This window comes from Mesorhizobium xinjiangense (assembly GCF_009749525.1).
Taxonomy (GTDB): domain Bacteria; phylum Pseudomonadota; class Alphaproteobacteria; order Rhizobiales; family Rhizobiaceae; genus Mangrovimarina; species Mangrovimarina xinjiangensis.
Genome location: NZ_WOAC01000002.1, coordinates 91,264 through 109,111, shown reverse-complemented (window position 1 = coordinate 109,111; position 17,848 = coordinate 91,264). Strand labels below are relative to the sequence as shown.

General features: G+C 62.0%; 14 protein-coding genes and 2 pseudogenes. 11 read left to right on the top strand and 5 right to left on the bottom strand.

Annotated elements, in window-relative coordinates; translation table 11 throughout:
- Positions 1-12: 12 nt before the first annotated feature.
- From rfbC to GM909_RS02770, 4 genes and pseudogenes are all read right to left on the bottom strand, one after another.
- Positions 13-567 (bottom strand): dTDP-4-dehydrorhamnose 3,5-epimerase, encoded by a 555-nt coding sequence (gene rfbC / locus GM909_RS02785; protein WP_157014688.1) that lies wholly within the window; start codon positions 565-567, stop codon positions 13-15.
- Positions 564-1,445: a glucose-1-phosphate thymidylyltransferase RfbA gene (gene rfbA, locus GM909_RS02780; RefSeq protein WP_157014687.1), complete on the bottom strand. Its 882-nt coding sequence runs from the start codon at positions 1,443-1,445 to the stop codon at positions 564-566. Before rfbA ends, rfbC begins: the two co-directional genes overlap by 4 nt.
- 183 nt (positions 1,446-1,628) lie before the next feature.
- A pseudogene (locus GM909_RS02775) lies at positions 1,629-3,413 on the bottom strand (ABC transporter ATP-binding protein).
- Positions 3,414-3,421: 8 nt separating this feature from the next.
- Positions 3,422-4,345, bottom strand: a complete 924-nt coding sequence (locus tag GM909_RS02770; protein ID WP_235911628.1) for a glycosyltransferase family 2 protein — start codon at positions 4,343-4,345, stop codon at positions 3,422-3,424.
- Positions 4,346-4,419: 74 nt separating this feature from the next.
- Here GM909_RS02770 and GM909_RS02765 point away from each other — a divergent pair.
- A pseudogene (locus tag GM909_RS02765) lies at positions 4,420-5,121 on the top strand (IS110 family transposase); the annotation flags it as partial.
- A 13-nt stretch (positions 5,122-5,134) separates the two neighbouring features.
- On the opposite strand, the gene GM909_RS02760 reads toward GM909_RS02765, so the two are convergent.
- Positions 5,135-6,274: a M20/M25/M40 family metallo-hydrolase gene (locus GM909_RS02760; protein WP_157014940.1), complete on the bottom strand. Its 1,140-nt coding sequence runs from the start codon at positions 6,272-6,274 to the stop codon at positions 5,135-5,137.
- Positions 6,275-6,481: 207 nt separating this feature from the next.
- Between GM909_RS02760 and GM909_RS02755 the strand changes: the two genes are divergently transcribed.
- The 10 genes from GM909_RS02755 (at position 6,482) to GM909_RS02710 (ending at position 17,834) form a co-directional block, all read left to right on the top strand.
- Entirely contained in the window at positions 6,482-7,243 is a 762-nt protein-coding gene (locus GM909_RS02755) for an IclR family transcriptional regulator (protein WP_157014686.1), read from the top strand.
- A gap of 165 nt (positions 7,244-7,408) precedes the next feature.
- The gene (locus GM909_RS02750) at positions 7,409-8,119 is read left to right on the top strand and encodes an ABC transporter ATP-binding protein (protein ID WP_157014685.1); all 711 of its coding nucleotides are present in this window, start codon (positions 7,409-7,411) and stop codon (positions 8,117-8,119) included.
- Positions 8,120-8,162: 43 nt separating this feature from the next.
- The gene (locus tag GM909_RS02745) at positions 8,163-9,386 is read left to right on the top strand and encodes an amino acid ABC transporter substrate-binding protein (RefSeq protein ID WP_157014684.1); all 1,224 of its coding nucleotides are present in this window, start codon (positions 8,163-8,165) and stop codon (positions 9,384-9,386) included.
- A gap of 77 nt (positions 9,387-9,463) precedes the next feature.
- A complete protein-coding gene (locus GM909_RS02740) occupies positions 9,464-10,609 on the top strand; it encodes a C45 family autoproteolytic acyltransferase/hydolase (protein WP_157014683.1) in 1,146 nt (381 codons plus the stop codon).
- Between the two features lie 20 nt (positions 10,610-10,629).
- Positions 10,630-11,451: a polysaccharide deacetylase family protein gene (locus tag GM909_RS02735; protein ID WP_198174123.1), complete on the top strand. Its 822-nt coding sequence runs from the start codon at positions 10,630-10,632 to the stop codon at positions 11,449-11,451.
- A 15-nt stretch (positions 11,452-11,466) separates the two neighbouring features.
- Complete coding sequence (locus tag GM909_RS02730) at positions 11,467-12,345, top strand: branched-chain amino acid ABC transporter permease (protein ID WP_157014682.1); 879 nt, start codon at positions 11,467-11,469, stop codon at positions 12,343-12,345.
- Complete coding sequence (locus GM909_RS02725; RefSeq protein ID WP_157014681.1) at positions 12,342-13,322, top strand: branched-chain amino acid ABC transporter permease; 981 nt, start codon at positions 12,342-12,344, stop codon at positions 13,320-13,322. Before GM909_RS02730 ends, GM909_RS02725 begins: the two co-directional genes overlap by 4 nt.
- Positions 13,319-14,056: an ABC transporter ATP-binding protein gene (locus GM909_RS02720; protein ID WP_198174101.1), complete on the top strand. Its 738-nt coding sequence runs from the start codon at positions 13,319-13,321 to the stop codon at positions 14,054-14,056. Before GM909_RS02725 ends, GM909_RS02720 begins: the two co-directional genes overlap by 4 nt.
- 53 nt (positions 14,057-14,109) lie before the next feature.
- Positions 14,110-16,140: a hydantoinase/oxoprolinase family protein gene (locus GM909_RS02715; protein WP_198174100.1), complete on the top strand. Its 2,031-nt coding sequence runs from the start codon at positions 14,110-14,112 to the stop codon at positions 16,138-16,140.
- Entirely contained in the window at positions 16,137-17,834 is a 1,698-nt protein-coding gene (locus tag GM909_RS02710) for a hydantoinase B/oxoprolinase family protein (protein ID WP_198174099.1), read from the top strand. Before GM909_RS02715 ends, GM909_RS02710 begins: the two co-directional genes overlap by 4 nt.
- The last annotated feature ends 14 nt before the right edge of the window (positions 17,835-17,848 follow it).

Genomic DNA, 17,848 nt, shown 5'->3' with positions numbered 1-17,848 from the left:
CAATCCCACCCGTCAATCGAACAGCTCGGCATCGCCGAGGATTGGCGCGTTCCTGTCCTTCTCGGACAGGGTCAGTTCACCGGCCGATAAGGGCCATTCGACACCGATCGCCGGGTCGTCGAAGCGAATCGACCGGTCGTGTTGCGGCGAATAGAAGTCCGTCACCTTGTAGATGACCTCCGTGTGGTCTTCGAGTGTGACGAAACCATGGGCAAAGCCCTTGGGGACGAAGATCTGGTTCCATTTTTCGGCCGACACGATCAGCGAGACCCATTTGCCTAAGTTTGGCGAGCTTTTGCGGATGTCGACCGCGACATCGAGAATGGAGCCGCGCACGACACGCACCAGCTTGTCCTGGGCGCGCGGCGCAAGTTGGTAGTGCAGGCCGCGCAGAACGCCGCGGGAAGCGGAATAGGAGTGATTGTCCTGGACGAAATCGACCTCAATTCCGGTTTCGGCGAAGCGCGCCTGATTATAGGTTTCGGAAAAGAAGCCGCGCTCGTCGCCGAATTTATTCGGCGCGATCTCGACGACGCCATCCAGGCCAAGGGGTGTAACGGTCGTCATGCTTCGAAGATTTCCCTCGCCCGCCGCCTGAGATAGGCGGCATATTCGGTCTTACCGAGCATATCGGCGCGCGCCAGCGCATTCTGCGGATCGAGCCAGCCCATTTCCATTGCGATCTCCTCGGGACAGGCGATCTTGATACCCTGGCGATGTTCGATCGTGCGTACGAAGGAAGAAGCCTCGTGCAGGCTGTCATGCGTGCCCGTGTCGAGCCAGGCATAGCCGCGCCCGAGTTGATGAACGTGCAGCGCGCCGCGCTCGAGATAGACGTTGTTGACGGCAGTGATCTCGAGCTCGCCGCGTTCGGACGGCTCGATCGAAGACGCGATGTCGACGACGTCGTTGTCGTAGAAATAGAGCCCGGTCACCGCCCAGTTGGATTTCGGTTTCTCGGGCTTCTCTTCGATCGAGGTAGCCTTTCCCGTAGACTTGTCAAATGCGACGACGCCGTAGCGCTGCGGATCATCCACATGGTAGGCGAAGACCGAGGCGCCGCTGGTTCGCCTGGCCGCTTCCTGGCAAAGGTTGGAAAGACCGTCGCCGTAATAGATGTTGTCGCCGAGGATCATGGCGACATCATCGTCGCCGATGAAGTCGCGCCCGATGATGAAAGCCTCTGCCAGCCCGTTCGGATACGGCTGTTCTGCATAGGACATCGTCAGGCCGAACTCGCTGCCGTCACCCAGAAGATCCCTGAAGCCACCGAGATCGCGCGGCGTCGATATCACCAGGATCTCGCGAATGCCCGCCAGCATTAGCACGCTCAACGGATAGAAGATCATCGGCTTGTCGTAGACCGGCAATATCTGTTTTGACACTGTCAGCGTGAGCGGGTAGAGGCGCGTTCCGCTTCCGCCTGCCAGAATGATGCCTTTCACAAAACCCTCCAATCGAACACGCGGGTCAATGGCGCTTCATCGATCCCCCCCATCGATATGCCGTCCATTAAGGTCTGCGACTACAGTCTTCCTAGATGGATTGCAACGCACAGCATGATATTCGGCGCCAATGTCTGGCGGTTCTCGCAAGAGATCGCCGACCTGCAATACGGCAACCTGTGATCAATCGGCCCCATGGTGCTCATAGAGCTCGTCCATGCTCAGCGATCCCAGATCGGCCAGCGGGGTCTGTCCTCTCACGCGACCCGCGCTCAGGATCACGACATCATCGCAAAATGAGATCGTGCTGCGGTGATGGCTGATGACGATCGTCGTGCGGCGGCCGGCCCTCGACCTCAGCGTCTCGACGATCGCGGCCTCGGACAGGCCGTCCATGGCATTCGTGGCTTCGTCCAGAATGAGTATGTCGGGGTCGCGGACCAAGGCTCTTGCCAGCGCGATTCGCTGCCGCTGCCCGGCCGACAGATTGACGCCCCGGTAGCCGACGACGGTTTGGTATCCCTGCGGCAGCTTTTCCACGAACTCATGCGCCTCGGCCAATATTGCGGCGCGCTCGGCCTGGGCTGCCGTGGCCTGTTTCCGGCCGTAGGTGATATTGTCCAGAATGGTGCCATCGACCAGTTCGAGTTCCTGGCTGGCGAGCGCGATCTGGCCACGCCATTGGACCGGATCGATCCGGCTCAGGGGCAGACCGTCGATGAGAATGCTTCCCTCGTCGGGCTCGATGAAGCGGCAAAGAAGATTGACGACGGTCGTCTTGCCGGCGCCCGAACGGCCGATGATCGCCGTCGAGCGGCCCTTGCGGATTTCAAAACGCGCCGAATGCAGCACCGCCGCGCGGGATCCGGAATCCGGATAGCGGAACGAAACGCCGTCGAATTTCACTGCCCGACTGAGGCCATGGAAGGGGAGGACGCCGGCGGGCGGTTCGGGTTTGTCCGACGGATCGAGCAGCCACCGGACTTCCTCCATCGACCCGCTCCACCCCTGCAACTGGCTCCAGGCCATTTGCAGGGATCGCATATGCGGCTGCAGCCTGTAGAGAAGCACGACGAATGCCACGATGACCGGGAAGCTCACACTGACGAACCAGGCGCCCACAACCACGCCCAGGAAGAGCATCGCATGGAGCACTTCCGTCAGCAGCGGCAGGGCACCCTGACGCGTCTGCAGGACGAAGCCGGCACGGCGAACGGCGTCGGATGCCCTGTCGAACACGGCCTTTTCCTGTTGCTCCTGCCCGAAAATTCGTATCAGCCGGCCGGCATGCACGAGATGGAGCATCTTCTATGCGAGCGCGCTGTTGTTGAAGGTAACGCTGCGGCTCGGCGCTTTCAGGCTGGCCGACAGAACGGCATGCGCGAGTTGGACCATGGCGAGGCCGAACGCGACCAGCAGCGTCATCTGCCAGGAAAGCAGCAGCAGGAAGATCAACAGAATGACGGCGGCCGAGGCATTCACGATTGCGCCAAGGACGGTCTGTACCGCATCCGAGGCGCGCCAGGATTCGTTGGAGATGATGTTGAGCAGCCGGCCGGGATCCTGTTTCAGGAAGAAGGGATAGCCGACCCTCAGGAGTTGTTCCGACAGGGCGCTGCGGATGGCATGGCTCGCCTTTCCATAGATGAATGTCGTCAGCACCGTGTTCGAGAATGCCAGGATGTTCTTCAGCACGATCAAGGCGAGGATGACGGCGGAAATCACGACCAGCCGCTCGCCGTTGTCGAGCCCTGATCCGACCTTCTGGAAGAAGGCGGAGAGGCCGCTCATCTGTGAACCATCCTCCTGGCCGACGATGATGCTCAGCATGGGGATGACCAGGCCGATACCGACACCTTCCAGTGTGGAGGCGACCAGGCCCAGAACCACCACGGCGGGAAGCAGATGCATTTGCCGCCCCAGCGCTTCGCGCAGCACCGGCAGTCCTGGCAATACTGATCGCAACATGGCGCGCGTCACCTCAACTCTGCTGTTGCTTGTTGCACCTGTCGCACCTTCGCGCGCTCGGGCCGCCTGGTGATCAGCAGCCCGACGAATCTTGCGGCTCCGAGCACATTCATGACCACGATCGGCCAATGAGACAGGTGCAGGTCGGGATCAAACCGCGGGCCGCCCACCAATTCCCTACAGGCCGATCGCACGGCCCAGCAGAAATGGAGAAGCAGCCAGGGCGCCTGGCGGACATGCTTCATGCAAAGTCCCCCATTGCCGAGGCTGTAGTCCCGGTGGAGCGTCTCGACCGCCTGGCGGGCGTTGCGGCGGTGATGATGGAAAACGGTCATGTCGGGCACATACTCCACCGGAATGTCGAGCAGATATGCGCGCAGGAGATAGTCCGTGTCCTCTGCCGAGCGCAGCGGACCGCCGGCGCCGAAGCGCTCGTCGAAACAGCCCACGAGAGCTGCAGCCTCGCGATGCATCGTCATATTGCATCCGAGCACGAAGCCGCCGGGATGGACGTCACGCGTGAGCCGGGCGCGTTTTGACGAGCGCTTGATCGTGAACGGCAGGTCCTTTGGATCGCCCAGTTCGACACGGCCGCCCCGGATGACGCACGTCTCGCCGCTTGCGTAATGGCGTTCCAGGTCGCGGAGATAGTTGCGGTCGATCTCGCAATCGTCGTCGACAAAGACGAGTATGCGGCCACGAGCCTTCTTCAGCCCGGCATTGCGCGCGGCGGCCAGTCCGGGCTTCGGTTCCGAAACGAGGGTGACTGCGATGTCCGACCTTGCCGCAATGCGTGCCAGATAGTCCGACGTCCCGTCGGTGGAGCCGTTGTCGACCACGACGAGCTCGGCCGTGACGGCGCGGTGCGATCGGCATGCGGCCTGAATGGACCTGATGCAGATGGGGTGATTGGGGTCTGAGCCAAGCCGAATGAGGCGGCTGCTTCTGTCGTGATGTGAGAACGTGGTCGATGTGGAATCGCCACAAACATCGGGAGGGAGCAGCCATGACGTACTTTGCCGGACTTGACGTGTCCTTGGAAGAGACTTCGATCTGCGTCGTCGACGAGAGCGGCCGGATCGTGAAGGAAGCACGAGCAGCGAGCGAGCCTGGGGCATTAGGCGAAGCCTTGCGGGAAGTTGATCTGCCGCTGGAGCGGATCGGGCTGGAAGCTTGCTCGCTGACGGCGTGGCTTCACGACGGGCTGCGTGCCGAAGGGCTGGCGGCGATCTGCATCGAGACGCGGCAAGCCAATGCGGCGATGAAGACGATGCCCAACAAGACCGATCGCAACGATGCCCGCGCGCTGGCGCAAATCATGCGCACCGGCTGGTACCGGCAGGTGCATGTGAAGAGCCGGCAATGCCGGTTGTGGCGCTCTTTGCTGGTCGCCCGCCGCACGGTGCTGAACGAGATGCGTTCGATCGAGAACGTCGTGCGAGCGATGCAGCGCGAGGCCGGCGTCAAGCTGGGTTTGCCGTCGCGGAGCGCCTTTGCCGGCCGTGTGCGCGAACTGGCCGGCGGTGACGCGGAGGTGATGGCGATGGTCGAGCCGCTGCTGTCGGTTCTTTCGACCATGCTGCGCGAGTTCGCCCGGCTGACAAATCGGGTCCTCGACATCGCGGGGCTTCTTTTGGTTCTGCGATCAATCTGGGCCGATAAGATGCGGGCTGTCTGCCGTTGCCTTTGCAATTGGCCGGCTAGTGGATTGAAACCGCAATTCACACCGTACCGTCGAGCGTGGCAAGCAACGCGGCCATCAGGCGACCACGCTCAGCGAGGCTTTCGATCACGATATGCTCGTCCAATGTGTGCGGGCCGTCGCCGCGCGCACCAAGACCGTCCAGGGTAGCGATTCCCATCGCGCCGGTGAAGTTCCCGTCCGACCCGCCGCCGGAACTCTGATGGGGAATCTCGAAACCCAATCCGCGCGCCAGCCCTGCGGCGTGCTCGTAGAGCGACCATGAAGCGTCGCTCGCCGTCCAGACCGGCCGCACCACATCGCGCGTCACGGCCACCTGTACATCCGCGCCGACCGGCTTCAAGGCGCTCATACACTCGGTCGCTTCAGCCAGCTTTTCGTCGGTCGTGGCGGAAACCAGCGCCTTGGCCCGACAGGTGGTCGACACGCAGTTCGACCATTGGCCGCCATTGATCACACCCACGCTGTAGCCCGCGTTGGCATCGGTCATCCCTTCAATGGCAATGATCTGGTGTGCCATTTCGCGAATTGCCGAAACGCCCTCGCCCAGTCGTAGTCCGGCATGGCTCGGGCGGCCGCGCGTCTCGAGCTCGAAGCGAGCAATCGCATAACGCCCAGTGACCACCCCGCCGTTCCTGCGGGCAGGTTCGGGCACCAGCACATAGCGATGACGCGCGGCCTCGGCCTCGATGAGTGCCCGCGTGCTGGGGCTGCCCACCTCCTCGTCGCTCGTAAAAAGGACCGTCACTGGCAGCGGCGTATCGAACCCTGCCCGGCGGAGCTGGCCGATCGCTTCGAGCGAAAGATAGTTGCCGGATTTCATGTCGAGCGCGCCGGGGCCGTAGCAGCGCTCGCCCTCCTCCCGCCATCCGAAGTGATCGAGCGTGCCGAGCGGATGCACCGTATCCAGATGTCCGAGAACGAGGATTCCGGGTTTCTCACGGCATGGATGCGCGAAGCTAGCCTTCACGCAATCGCCGTAACCGAGCGTCCCCGGAATACGCTGTATCTCGGCACCGAGGATGACTAGTTCGCGCGTGGCGACGTCCATCATACGATTGACTGCTGCACTATCATAGGTCGGGCTTTCTGTCTCGACCCACTTGCGCAATCCAGTCGTCATACTGCGGGCATCGAATGCAAGCTGCGTCACATCGATGTCTACTGCGGCGGAGGTTGTCATTGTTTGCGTATCGCTCTGCAATGTGATTACATTGCACGAATATAATGCAACGTATTCGTGATGGTCAAACCGAACCGGATTAACGTGGCACATGAGCAAGCCGGATGACTGGGCCAGCGCTAGGAGGAAAACGTGACTGCAAGCAATACCGGCGCATTGAAACCTCCAACCACAGAAACGGAAATGCTGGAACCAAAGAATGACCGGCTGTTCGTGGAAGCGCTCGCGCGTGGCTTCCGGGTGCTTGAGGCATTCGCCGACAATCCCGTTCCGATGTCATTTTCTGAAATCGCCGCAGCAACAGGGCTCGACAAGAGCGCGACCCAGCGTCTCGTCCACACGCTGGTGCATATCGGATATCTGGAAAAGACGCCCACCGGTGTCGCGCCCAGTCGGCGCATTCTCGAGCGTTCCTTCGACTATCTTCGCTCCAACCCCCTCGTCAACCGAGCTGTCCCTATCCTTGCCAACCTGCGCCGGACCATAAAGGAACGCGTCGACCTCAGCCTTTTCGACGATCTTTCAATGCTTTACGTGGTGCGCATGCAGAGCAAGCGAGACACGTTTTATGCTCATCTAATCGGTCGGCGCGTTCCGACATTCTGTACCTCCGGCGGCCGCGCAGTGCTCAGCCATCTTGACCATGAAAAGGTCCTCGACATCCTGCACCGTTCCAACCGGCGCAAGATCACACCGCGCACGACGGTCGAGATCGAGAAGATACTCGCCCGCATCGAGGAAGTGCGGGAGACGGGTTATTCGCTTGCAATTGAGGAGATTCTTATCGGCGAGATTGCCGTCGCGGCCGCAGTGCTCGACGGTGCGGGCCGACCGGTCGGCGCCATCCATGTCGCGGCCTCTCTGGCGGAATGGAAGCCGGATGAATTCGTTGCCCGCGCCGGCCCGCTCGTCACTGCCGCGGCCGCCGGATTGCAGCAGGTCTGACCAATGCAGTGCGGGAAGGCGCTTATCCAGCATTGGTTGACAATACAAGATACAGATACGTATATTGCCGATTGCAGTTCGACCGTATCGCACAACAATACGGATTGGGGAAATTGAATGACGGCAGTATCCAGCAGACGGACTCAGATCGGCCCGGCCGATGACATGCTGCTGCAGGTTTCTGGCCTGGCCTACGATTATTCCGGCGTCGGCGCTGTCTCCGACTGCTCGCTAGAACTACCCCGCGGCAAGATCGCGGCGTTGATCGGCGGCAATGGCGCGGGCAAGTCGACCAGCGTCAAGATGATAGCCGGCGCCCTCAGGCCGCGTTCTGGCAAGGTCGTCCTCGACGGACAGGACATCACGGCCATGCCGGCCCACAAAACCGTCGAACTCGGAATTGCTCTCGTGCCCGAGGGCCGTCTTGTCTTTCAGCACCTCACGGTGCGCGAGAACCTCACCTTGAGCGGGCATGTGCGGCGGGCACGCGAGAAATTCCAACAGAACCTTGAGCGGGTGTTCGACCTGTTTCCGCGGTTGCGTGAACGAGAGGCACAGAATGCGGGCTCGTTGTCCGGTGGCGAGCAGCAAATGCTGGCGATTGGCCGCGGCCTCATGACGAGACCGCGCATTCTAATTCTGGACGAGCCATCGCTCGGGCTCAGCCCCATTCTTGTTTCGCAGATGTTTCTCCTCATCCGCAAGCTCAACGAGGAAGGCATCAGCGTCCTACTCGTCGAGCAGAACGTGCACCACACATTGGCAATCGCAGATTACGCCTATGTGCTCGAGAAGGGGCGGGTCGTCCAGGAAGGTGAAGGTCGCGCTTTGCTCAAGGACCCAAAAGTTAAGGAAGCCTATCTCGGACTGGCCTGACAACCAATAAACACAGGGCCGAAAGCGCAATGGGAGTCGACAAATGAAAAGACGAACTTTTCTGCAGGGAACAACAGTCGCTATGATGGCTGGCGTGGCGCCGAAGCTCGCCTTCGCCCAGGACAACATGATCACTTTCGGCGGCTCTGTACCGATGACAGGAGCAGCAGCCGAGACCGGGCAGAACGTGCTCCAAGGCTATCAGTGCGCGGTGAAATTCATCAATGAGGAGATGGGCGGCGTCGAGATAGATGGCAAGAGCTATCAGCTAGGCCTCAACATCTTCGACGATGCGTCCGATCCGGCTCGCGCCACGACGCTCATCCAGCGTCAGGTCGACGAGGGCATCAATTTCTTCCTCGGGTCCTTCGGTTCCAACATCGTGCTGCCCACCTGCGCGATCACCGAAGGGGCGGGCCGCATCATGGTCCAGGCCGGTGGCGGCTCCGATCTGATCTTCACCCAGGGCCGCAAGCGCGTCTTTGGCATCTTTCCGCGGGCGTCGCTGCAATTCGTGTCGTCTGTCAACATGTTTACCAGTCTCGACCCGGCGGTGAAGACGGTGACGATCATCTACACGAACGACGCCTTCTCCGAATTTCAGGCAGAAGGGGCGCGCGCCAGCCTCGATGAAGCGGGAATCGAGGTAATTGACTATATCGCCCTTCCCGCCGAAGTCAGTGACGTGTCCAACGTTTTGTCCTCGGTCCGCAACAACCCGCCCGACGTTCTAGTCTGCACCACGCATGACCAGACGTCGATCCTCATCGCGCGTCAGATGGTCTCGACCGACACGAACGTGCCCATGCTTTATCAGACGCTCGGCCCGCAGACCTCGGCCTTTCGCGATGCGCTCGGCAACTATGCCAACGGGGTCGTCACCCAGGCCTACTGGTCGGAGCGCGCGCCATTCTCGGGCGACTATTTCGGCTCTGCCGCCGACTTCGCAGCATACTTCAGGGCGAATTTCGACCGCGAGCTGACCTACCATATGGCGAGCGGCGCCGCGTGTATCGTCGCTTACATCGAGGCTGCCAAACAGGCTGGGTCACTCGAGCTCGACGCCGTACGCGATGCGCTGGCCGCCCTCGATTTCGAGTGCTTCTATGGCCAGGTGCGTTTCACCGACGACGGCGATGGCGATGCCTCGCTGCTCGGGCCGTTGCTGATTCAGCGCCAGGACGGGGAAATGGAGGTTATCGCGCCGGCCGAGGGAGCCTCAGCCGATCCGATCTACCCTGCTCCGACCTGGGAAGAACGCGCCTGACGTCAGGCATGACCGCGGCAGCCGGCCACCGGCCGGACGCCGCCTCCATTCTAAATTGAAAAGTTATCGAGCGCAGCATGGCAGCACTTCCACTCTTGGAGCTTGGCCCCGATCCGCGCGAACGCGGTCGCATCCACGGGTCGACATTGGCGAACGCGATTAGGGACAATGTCGAAACTTATCTGGCGCGTTTCGAAGCGGCTGGCGCCAAGCGCGAGGCGATCCTAAAGCAAAGCGAAGGTTGGCTGGAATTCATCCGCGAGGACAACGGCGAATATGCCGACGAGATGGCCGCCATCGCCTCGGCCTCGGGTATTTCGCCGGTGGAAATAGCGATGCTGAACGCCCGCTACGAGATCACCTATCTCGCATTCGGGACCGAGGCTAACGTCGCCAACACACGGCTGGAGCAGGAGGGCTGCACGTCCTTCGGATTGCTTCCGGAGGCGACTGCCAACGGCCGAACCATCCTTTGCCAGAACTGGGACTGGCTCGCCAATGTGCGAGGACGTACATTCATCCAGCGTGTCAGCCGCGCGTCTTCGCCCGCCGAGGGCAAGCCGGATTTCGTTGGGTTTAGCGAGGCGGGGATTGTCGGCTCGAAGATGGGAATGAATGCAGCGGGGATTGGTCTTTGCGTCAATGGGCTCGTCACTCCGCGGGACGGAACCACTGGGATGCGCAAGCCTTTCCACGTGCGGTGCAAGGAGATCCTCGACGCCTGGAGATTCGACCAGGCGTTGTCGCCGATCGTCCAGACTGATCGCACAGCATCGAGCAACTTTCTGCTGGGCCATCGCGAGGGCGAGATTCTGGATATTGAAGCCACGCCGGAACATTGCGCCTATCTGTCGCCGGTCGACGGAGTCGTCGTGCACGCCAATCATCTTGTGAAGGAAACGCGCGCTACGTCGCAGATGGAGCGTATCGCGCCCAACACGCTTTATCGTGGTCCGCGTACCGAGCGCATGCTGCGGCGTCAACTCGGCCGCATCGATCGCAACGCCATCCAGGACGTGATCAACGACCACTTCTCCGCGCCCGCCTCGATCTGCCGTCACGCCGATCCGGCGCTGCCGCCGGAAAAGCGGGTCGTCACGGTGGCCGCCATCCTGCTCGATCTCGACGAGCGTGTGCTTTATGCGACCGACGGACCGCCTTGCGAAGCGCCGTTCCAGGCCTTTCCGCTCTACGCCGACGAAATCAGTACCGACGCAGCCTGAGGAGAAATCCCGTGGACGACATGACACCCATCGAATGGCCCAATGGCGCGCGCTGCGCGGTCATGCTGACTTTCGATTTCGATGCCGAAACGCTGTGGCTCTCGCGCAATCCTGACAATGCCCGCCGTCCCGGCGTTCTCTCCCAGGGCATCTACGGCGCCAAGACGGGCGTGCCCAAGATACTGGAACTGCTGCGCGAGGAAGATCTCAAGGGGACCTTCTTCGTGCCCGGCTGGACCGCCGAAAAATATACCGACCGGATGGAGGCGATCGTCGCCGACGACCATGAAGTCGGCCATCATGGCTATCTGCATGAATGGATCGATCCGGACTTTCCCGACAAAGAGCGCGAAGCGCTCGAAAAGGGTCTCGAAGCTCTAAAGAAGACGGTCGGTGTCAAGCCGCGGGGCTACCGGTCACCTGCGGGCGAGACATCGCAGAACATGATCGGCCTGCTGCAGGAATATGGCTTTATCTATGACAGCTCGCTGATGGACCAGGTCAGCCCCTACAGACATCAATTGCCCGACGGAGCGCATGGGCCTGTCGAACTGCCGTGGCACTGGAGCCTCGACGACGCCCCCTACGCACTTTTCGCGATCCAGTCTCCACGACCAATCCACACCAATGATCACATCCTGAACATCTGGAAACAGGAGTTTGCGGAGATCTATCGCTGGGGGGGACTGGTGAATATCGTCACCCATCCGCAGATCATCGGTCGGCCTTCGCGGCTGGCGATGCTGCGTGAATTCATCGCCTATATGCGCCGCTTTCCAGATGTGTGGTTTGCGAAGGGCGAAGAGGTAGCGACGGCCTGGGCCGCCAAGGAAAATGGCTAGAGGCTGCTCGTCACGATGACACTGTTCCTGCAAACAATCCTGAACGGCCTTGTGCTCGGCGGAATCTATTCGCTCGCCGCGGTCGGGTTCTCCCTCGTCTTCGGTGTGCTCGGCATCGTCAATCTGACGCATGGGATCTTCGTGATCGCAGGCGCTTATGGTGCCCTTCTCCTGTTCAAGCAGTTCGGGATCGACCCGCTCGTGGCTATCGTGCCGATCGGGCTAGTCCTGTTCGTGACGGGCTATGTATATCAGCGCACCATCATTCAATGGGCGGTTTCGCGCGCCTCTCTCGTCGCCTCGCTGGTCGTCACATTCGGCGTTGCCATGATGGCGCGCAACGGGTTGCAGCTCGTCTTCGGGCCGGATGTCCACACGATCACGCCCGCTTATAGTTTCATGAGCGTGACCTTCGGCCCCTTGCGCATCGACGTGGTGCGCATCGTCGCCCTTGGCGCGAGCCTCGTCCTGCTCGTCGTTCTTGCCCTGGTCCTTGCGCGGACGCATTTCGGACGGGCAATCCGTGCGACAGCCCAGCAGCCTTTGGCAGCCGAGCTGTCCGGGCTCAACGTCCGCAACCTGCACGGCCTTACCTTCGGGCTCGGCGCCGCGATGGCGGGCGCTTCCGGGGCTATCATCGGCATTGTTCAGCCCTTTACCGCGTCGAGTGAGGTCGCCTGGACCCTCAACGCGTTCATCGTCGTCGTGCTCGGTGGCATAGGCAGCCCGGCGGGTGCACTCGTCGGAGGGCTGCTGCTCGGGCTCATCAACGCTTTGACCGCACAATATGTCGGACCATCACTTACCCAGGCTGCCATGTTCTTGGTGTTGGTTCTGATGCTTCTGGTGCGACCCGCCGGGCTGCTTGGAAACGCGTTCGGAGAAAGCCGATGAACCGTACCCTCGCCCTTCTCCTGGGCGCGATCGTCATTATCGCGGCCGCGCTTCTGCCGATCTGGATCGGGCCTTTCTATACGCGTGTGATCCAGCTCTTCTTCTTTTCCGCCGGCCTCGCCATTGCCTGGAATATTCTCGGCGGCTTCAGCGGATATTGGAGCTTCGGCCATACCGTATTCATCGGCATGGGTGCCTTTGCCGCCGCCCACATCGCACCCAACCTTGGCCTCATCGGCACTGGTCCGATGTCGATGCTCGTGGCCATTCTTCTCGCTGGCCTCTTCTGCGGGTTGTTTGCCGCGATTCTCGCCTATCCGATCCTGCGCCTGCGCGGCATTTATTTCGCGATCGCCATGTTGGGCGTCAGCCAGGTCGCCGGCGAACTCGTCAACAATGTAGGCTGGTTCAAGGGCGGCATTGGCGTCTTTCTTCAAACGCCCCTTCCCGCCGGCATGGCTACGGAAGATTTCTTCTATTACATCTTCGGCGCGCTTCTGTTGCTGTGCTTCATCATCTCGATGGCGGTGCGCAATTCGCGTTTCGGCTATGCGCTTCTATCGATTCGCGAGGACGAGGACACCGCGATGATGCTGGGCGTAGCGACGGAACGCTACAAGATCATGGCCTTCGTGCTTTCCGCCACCCTCGTCGGCATATTGGGCGCCGTCTACGGTTACAGCGTCGGCTATTTCACGACCTATACTGTCTTCCGCCTCGACCTTTCCTTGAACCTGATCGTCTTCTGTCTGATCGGCGGCATCGGCACATTGTTCGGCCCGATCGTCGGAACGGCTATCATGCTCTTCATCACGCAGGTTCTTCTGTCGCGTTTCCTCGACATCCATCTTCTCATTACAGGCGCTATCGTGGTTGTCATCATCCTGCTGATGCCGGGCGGCATGATCGGCGCCTTGCGCAAATGGCGGCGCCCGAAGGAACGCAGCAGTACGGTAACCGCGGAGGCGAGTGCATGAGCGAGAATATCCTCTCCGGGCGCGGCGTCACCAAATCCTTTCGCGGCCTGACCGCCATTCAGGATGTCGATTTCGACGTTCCCGCAGGTGCAATCTTCGGACTGATCGGCCCCAATGGTGCCGGAAAGTCCACTCTCTTCAATCTCATTACGGGATATTATCCGCTGACCCGGGGGGAGATCCGCTTTAGCGGCGAGAGCATTTCCCCCTTACCGACATACCGACGTAACCAGATAGGCATTGCTCGGGCGTTTCAGATCTCGAAACCCTTTCCCGCACTCACGGTACGCGAGAATGTGCGCGTCGGCGCAATGTTCGGCAGGCCAGGCGGCAGCGATCCCGAAAAGGTGGTCGATGAGGCGCTCGCCATTGCAGGGCTCGAGGAACTGGCCGACCGCACAGCGGAAGGTCTGACCGTCGGGTCGCTTCGCAAACTCGAGATCGCGCGTGCCTATGCGACGCGGCCATCGCTCCTTCTCGCCGATGAGCCATGCGCAGGCCTCAACCCCACCGAGACCGAGGAAATGGTCAACTGCCTCCGTAAGGTGCGTGACCGGGGCACGACAGTATGGCTGGTTGAGCATGACATGAAGGCCGTCACCAGCATTTGCGACTGCATTCTCGTGATCGATGCCGGCCAGAAAATCGCCGAGGGAACGCCCCAGGAGGTCGTCGCCGATCCCAAGGTGATCTCCGCCTATCTCGGCGAACCGCTGGAGGAACAGGTCGACTGAAGGACGGCCCAGGCACGCACACACTGACATCGACCATCATGGACCCAAATGGCATGAACCACTTCGGCGGCGGAGGCAGCGGCACGAACCGCATCGGAGTCGAGATCGGCGGCACATTCACCGATCTTGTCTGGTCCGGACCTGATGGCCGGCTGCATACGGGCAAGACGCCCTCTACACCGGACGCCATTCACGAGGCGGTGCTGGCAGTGATTGCCGAGGCAGGTATGCCGCTCAGCGAGGTTGCCGGGATCACGCATGGCTCGACGGTCGCCACCAATGCGTTGATCATGCGCAAGGGGGCATCGGCCGGACTTCTGACCACGGCCGGCTTCCGTGACGTGGTGATCGTCGGACGCGGTGACCGTGACCACGGCATCTACGACATGCAATACCGCCGCCCCGCCCCTCCGATCCGGCGCAGCATGATCCGCGAGGTTTCCGAACGCATCGGGCCCGACGGCGAGGTGATCGTTCCGCTGGATCTGGCGGCGGCGTGGCGCGAGGTCGAGGCTTTTCTCGCGCAAGGGGTGGAGGGCATCGCGATCAGCCTGATCCATGCCTATCGAAACCCGGCGCACGAGAAGGCGCTGGCGGAGATGATCCGCGAGCGCGCACCGCAGATCGCCGTTTCGGCAAGCCATGAGGTGTCCCCGGAATTCCGCGAATATGAGCGAACCGTCACAACCGTCGTGAATGCCTTTGTCGGGCCGGTCGTGGAATCCTACATCAACCGTCTCGATGCCGGTCTGCGCGCGGACGATTATCGTGGCGTCCTGAAGATCATGCAGTCCAATGGTGGAGCCATGCCGGCGGAGGCGGCAGGTGCCAATGCGGTGCGCATGCTCCTGTCGGGCCCGGCGGCCGGCGTGCGCGCGGCAATGTGGTTTGCCGAGCGCAACGGGATCAAGGACGCCATCACGCTCGACATGGGCGGAACGAGCACGGATGTCGCGATTGCGCCGGGCCTCATTCCAAGCACGGTGCCCGAGCTGAAGATCGATGGGCTGCCGGTGCGCACGGCATCGGTCGACATGGCCACGATCGGCGCCGGCGGCGGCAGCATTGCGGCCATCGACCCCGGCGGCTTCCTCGCCGTCGGCCCGGAAAGCGCAGGCGCCCTACCGGGCCCGGTGTGCTACGGCCGCGGTGGCACGCGGCCGACCGTTACCGATGCGCAGGTGATCGCCGGCCTGTTGCAGCCGCAGCAATTCTTCGGCGGGAAGATGGAGCTTTCTAGCGCGGCGGCGGAAGCCGCGCTTGCGCCACTCGACCGGGACGGCAATGCCAGGTGTGCCGCCGACGCCGTGCTTCGGCTCGTCAACAGCAACATGGCTGCAGCCGTGCGGCTGGTGTCGACCGGCCGGGGGATCGATCCGCGCGATTTCACCCTTATCGCCTATGGCGGCGGCGGTCCCTTGCATGCGGCAATGGTTGCCGACGAGCTCGGCGTCTTCCGGGTGCTTGTGCCATGGTCGCCCGGCCTAGTCAGCGCTTTCGGCCTCCTGATTGCCGATACTCTAATTGACGTCGTCCAGAGCGATCTGCACAGGCTGGCTGAGACAAGCCTCTGCGCAGCGCACTGCGCCGATCTGCGCGTGCGCGGCTGCGATCTCGCCAAGGCTCACGGCGTGGGGGAAAGCAGCCATGAGGTCGAGATCGGCCTCGATATGCGCTATGCGGGACAGGCTTTCGAACTGACGATCTGGACGGAAGGGCGAGCGACCTCGAAAGAGGAACTACGCCGGCTCTTCGAGGACGAACACCGCGCACGATACGGATATGCGCGCTCAGGTCTGGATGTGGAAGTTGTCTCCTATCGCATCCGCGTGACGGCACGCTCCGACGCCCGGATCTCCACGCCGCTACCCACAGGCACCGGCGGCGTGCCGGAGCAAGTCCCGATCTCGATCGACGGCAATGATCTTGTAGCGCATGCGCTCTGTCGCGACAGCCTTGGCGTCGGCGGCAAAGTTTCCGGCCCTGCGATCCTTTCGGAACCGACCTCGACAACCGTCGTGCCGCCGGGATGGGAAGCGCAGTGCCTGGCGACCGGCGATCTCGTCCTGCGGAGGATATCATGAAAATCGACCGCACGCTGATGGTGATCCTGGCGCGCGCCCTGCAGGCGGCTGCCGACGAGATGGCGGCGAACCTTATTCGCTCGGCTTTTTCGGCCGTGGTCCGTGAGGCGCGCGACTGCTCCACCGCCCTGCTCGATTCGCAAGGTCGGGTCGTGGCACAGGCCGACATGATTCCCATGCAGACGGCGGCTCTCAGCGCCTCCTTCGCCGCTGCGGTCGAGCAACTCGATCTCTCAAATGCAGGGCCACGCAGCTTCGTCCTGATGAACGACCCCTACAGCGGCGGCCAGCATCTCAACGACATCATTCTGTTCACGCCGATCTTCTACGGCGAGGAACTTCTGGGCTGGAGTGGAAGTACGGCCCACCATCTCGACATCGGAGGCGGCTCCGCCGGCGTCAACACGACCGCTCACGAACTGATCCAGGAGGGCATCGTCATCCCGCCACTGCTGCTCGACATCGATCGCGACTGGCACGGCGGCATGACCGAGCGGCTGATCTTCGCCAATATCCGCACACCGGAGATCGGGATGGGCGACATGGACGCCCAGTTTGCCGCCAACCACGTCGGCGCGCAGCGCGTACGCGAACTCGCCGAGAGATACGGCGTTGAGACATTCCGCGACGCCGTGCGGGAAGCGCTCGACTATTCGGAGCGGCGCATGCGCGCGGCGATCGCCGAGATCCCTGACGGAAGCTGGCGCGGCGAAGCCTTTCTCGACAGTGACGGGCGCGAGCCTGCCGGCAAGCCGATCCGGATCGTCGCCACGGTCTCGATTTTGGGAGACGAAGCCACGCTCGATTTCACCGGCACCGATCCGCAGGTGCGCACCATGTTCAACGCGCCGCTTGCCAGCAGCATTGCCGGTGCCGTGACCGCATTGCGCAGCGTTCTCGGCGACACCGAAATGCCGGCGAATGACGGCTGCAACCGGCCGCTGACCATGATCTTTCCCGAAGGCTCGGTGCTCAATCCACGACCCGGCGCGCCGGTGCGGGCACGCGCGACGGCCTGTTGCCGCGCGCTCGACGCCGTTCATGACGCACTGGCCAAGGTGCTGCCGGATCGCGTGCCCGGCGAGGGCGCCAATTCCACGACAGGCTTCTTTCTCGCCCACAAAGGACCCGAGGGCGGCATCGCCATCCATCTCGACGTGCTCGGGGGCGGTTGGGGTGGGGCCAACGGATATGACGCCATCCACGCGACCGATCACGTCCTGTCCTCTTGCCGACTGACCCCGTCCGAGGCGATCGAGCAACTCAACCCGCACGTGCGCATCGAGGGGTTCGGGCTGATCCAGGATTCCTGGGGCGAAGGGCGATTCAATGGCGGACAGGGCATCTTCCGACGTTTCCGCATCCTCAAGGACGACGTCATGCTCAGCCTCTATTCGGATCGATTCCGGCTTGCGCCCCGCGGGCGTGCTGGAGGTCGCAACGGATGCAGCGCCGAGTTAACCGTGGAACGGAACGGCGAGTTGATCGAACTGGGCGCGACAAGCACTTTCGCGCTCCGGGCAGGCGACCTCGTTGAGATCCGCCTCCCGGGCGGCGGCGGCTGGGGCCCACCCGAGGAGCGCGACCGGAACGCGGTGCGGCGCGATCTGGTGGACGGCTTCATCTCATCTCACGTTGCGCGCAACGTCTACCGGCTGGACATACCGGATATCGCAGGCGCGGCCGCCTCCTGAAGCAGGATAACCAG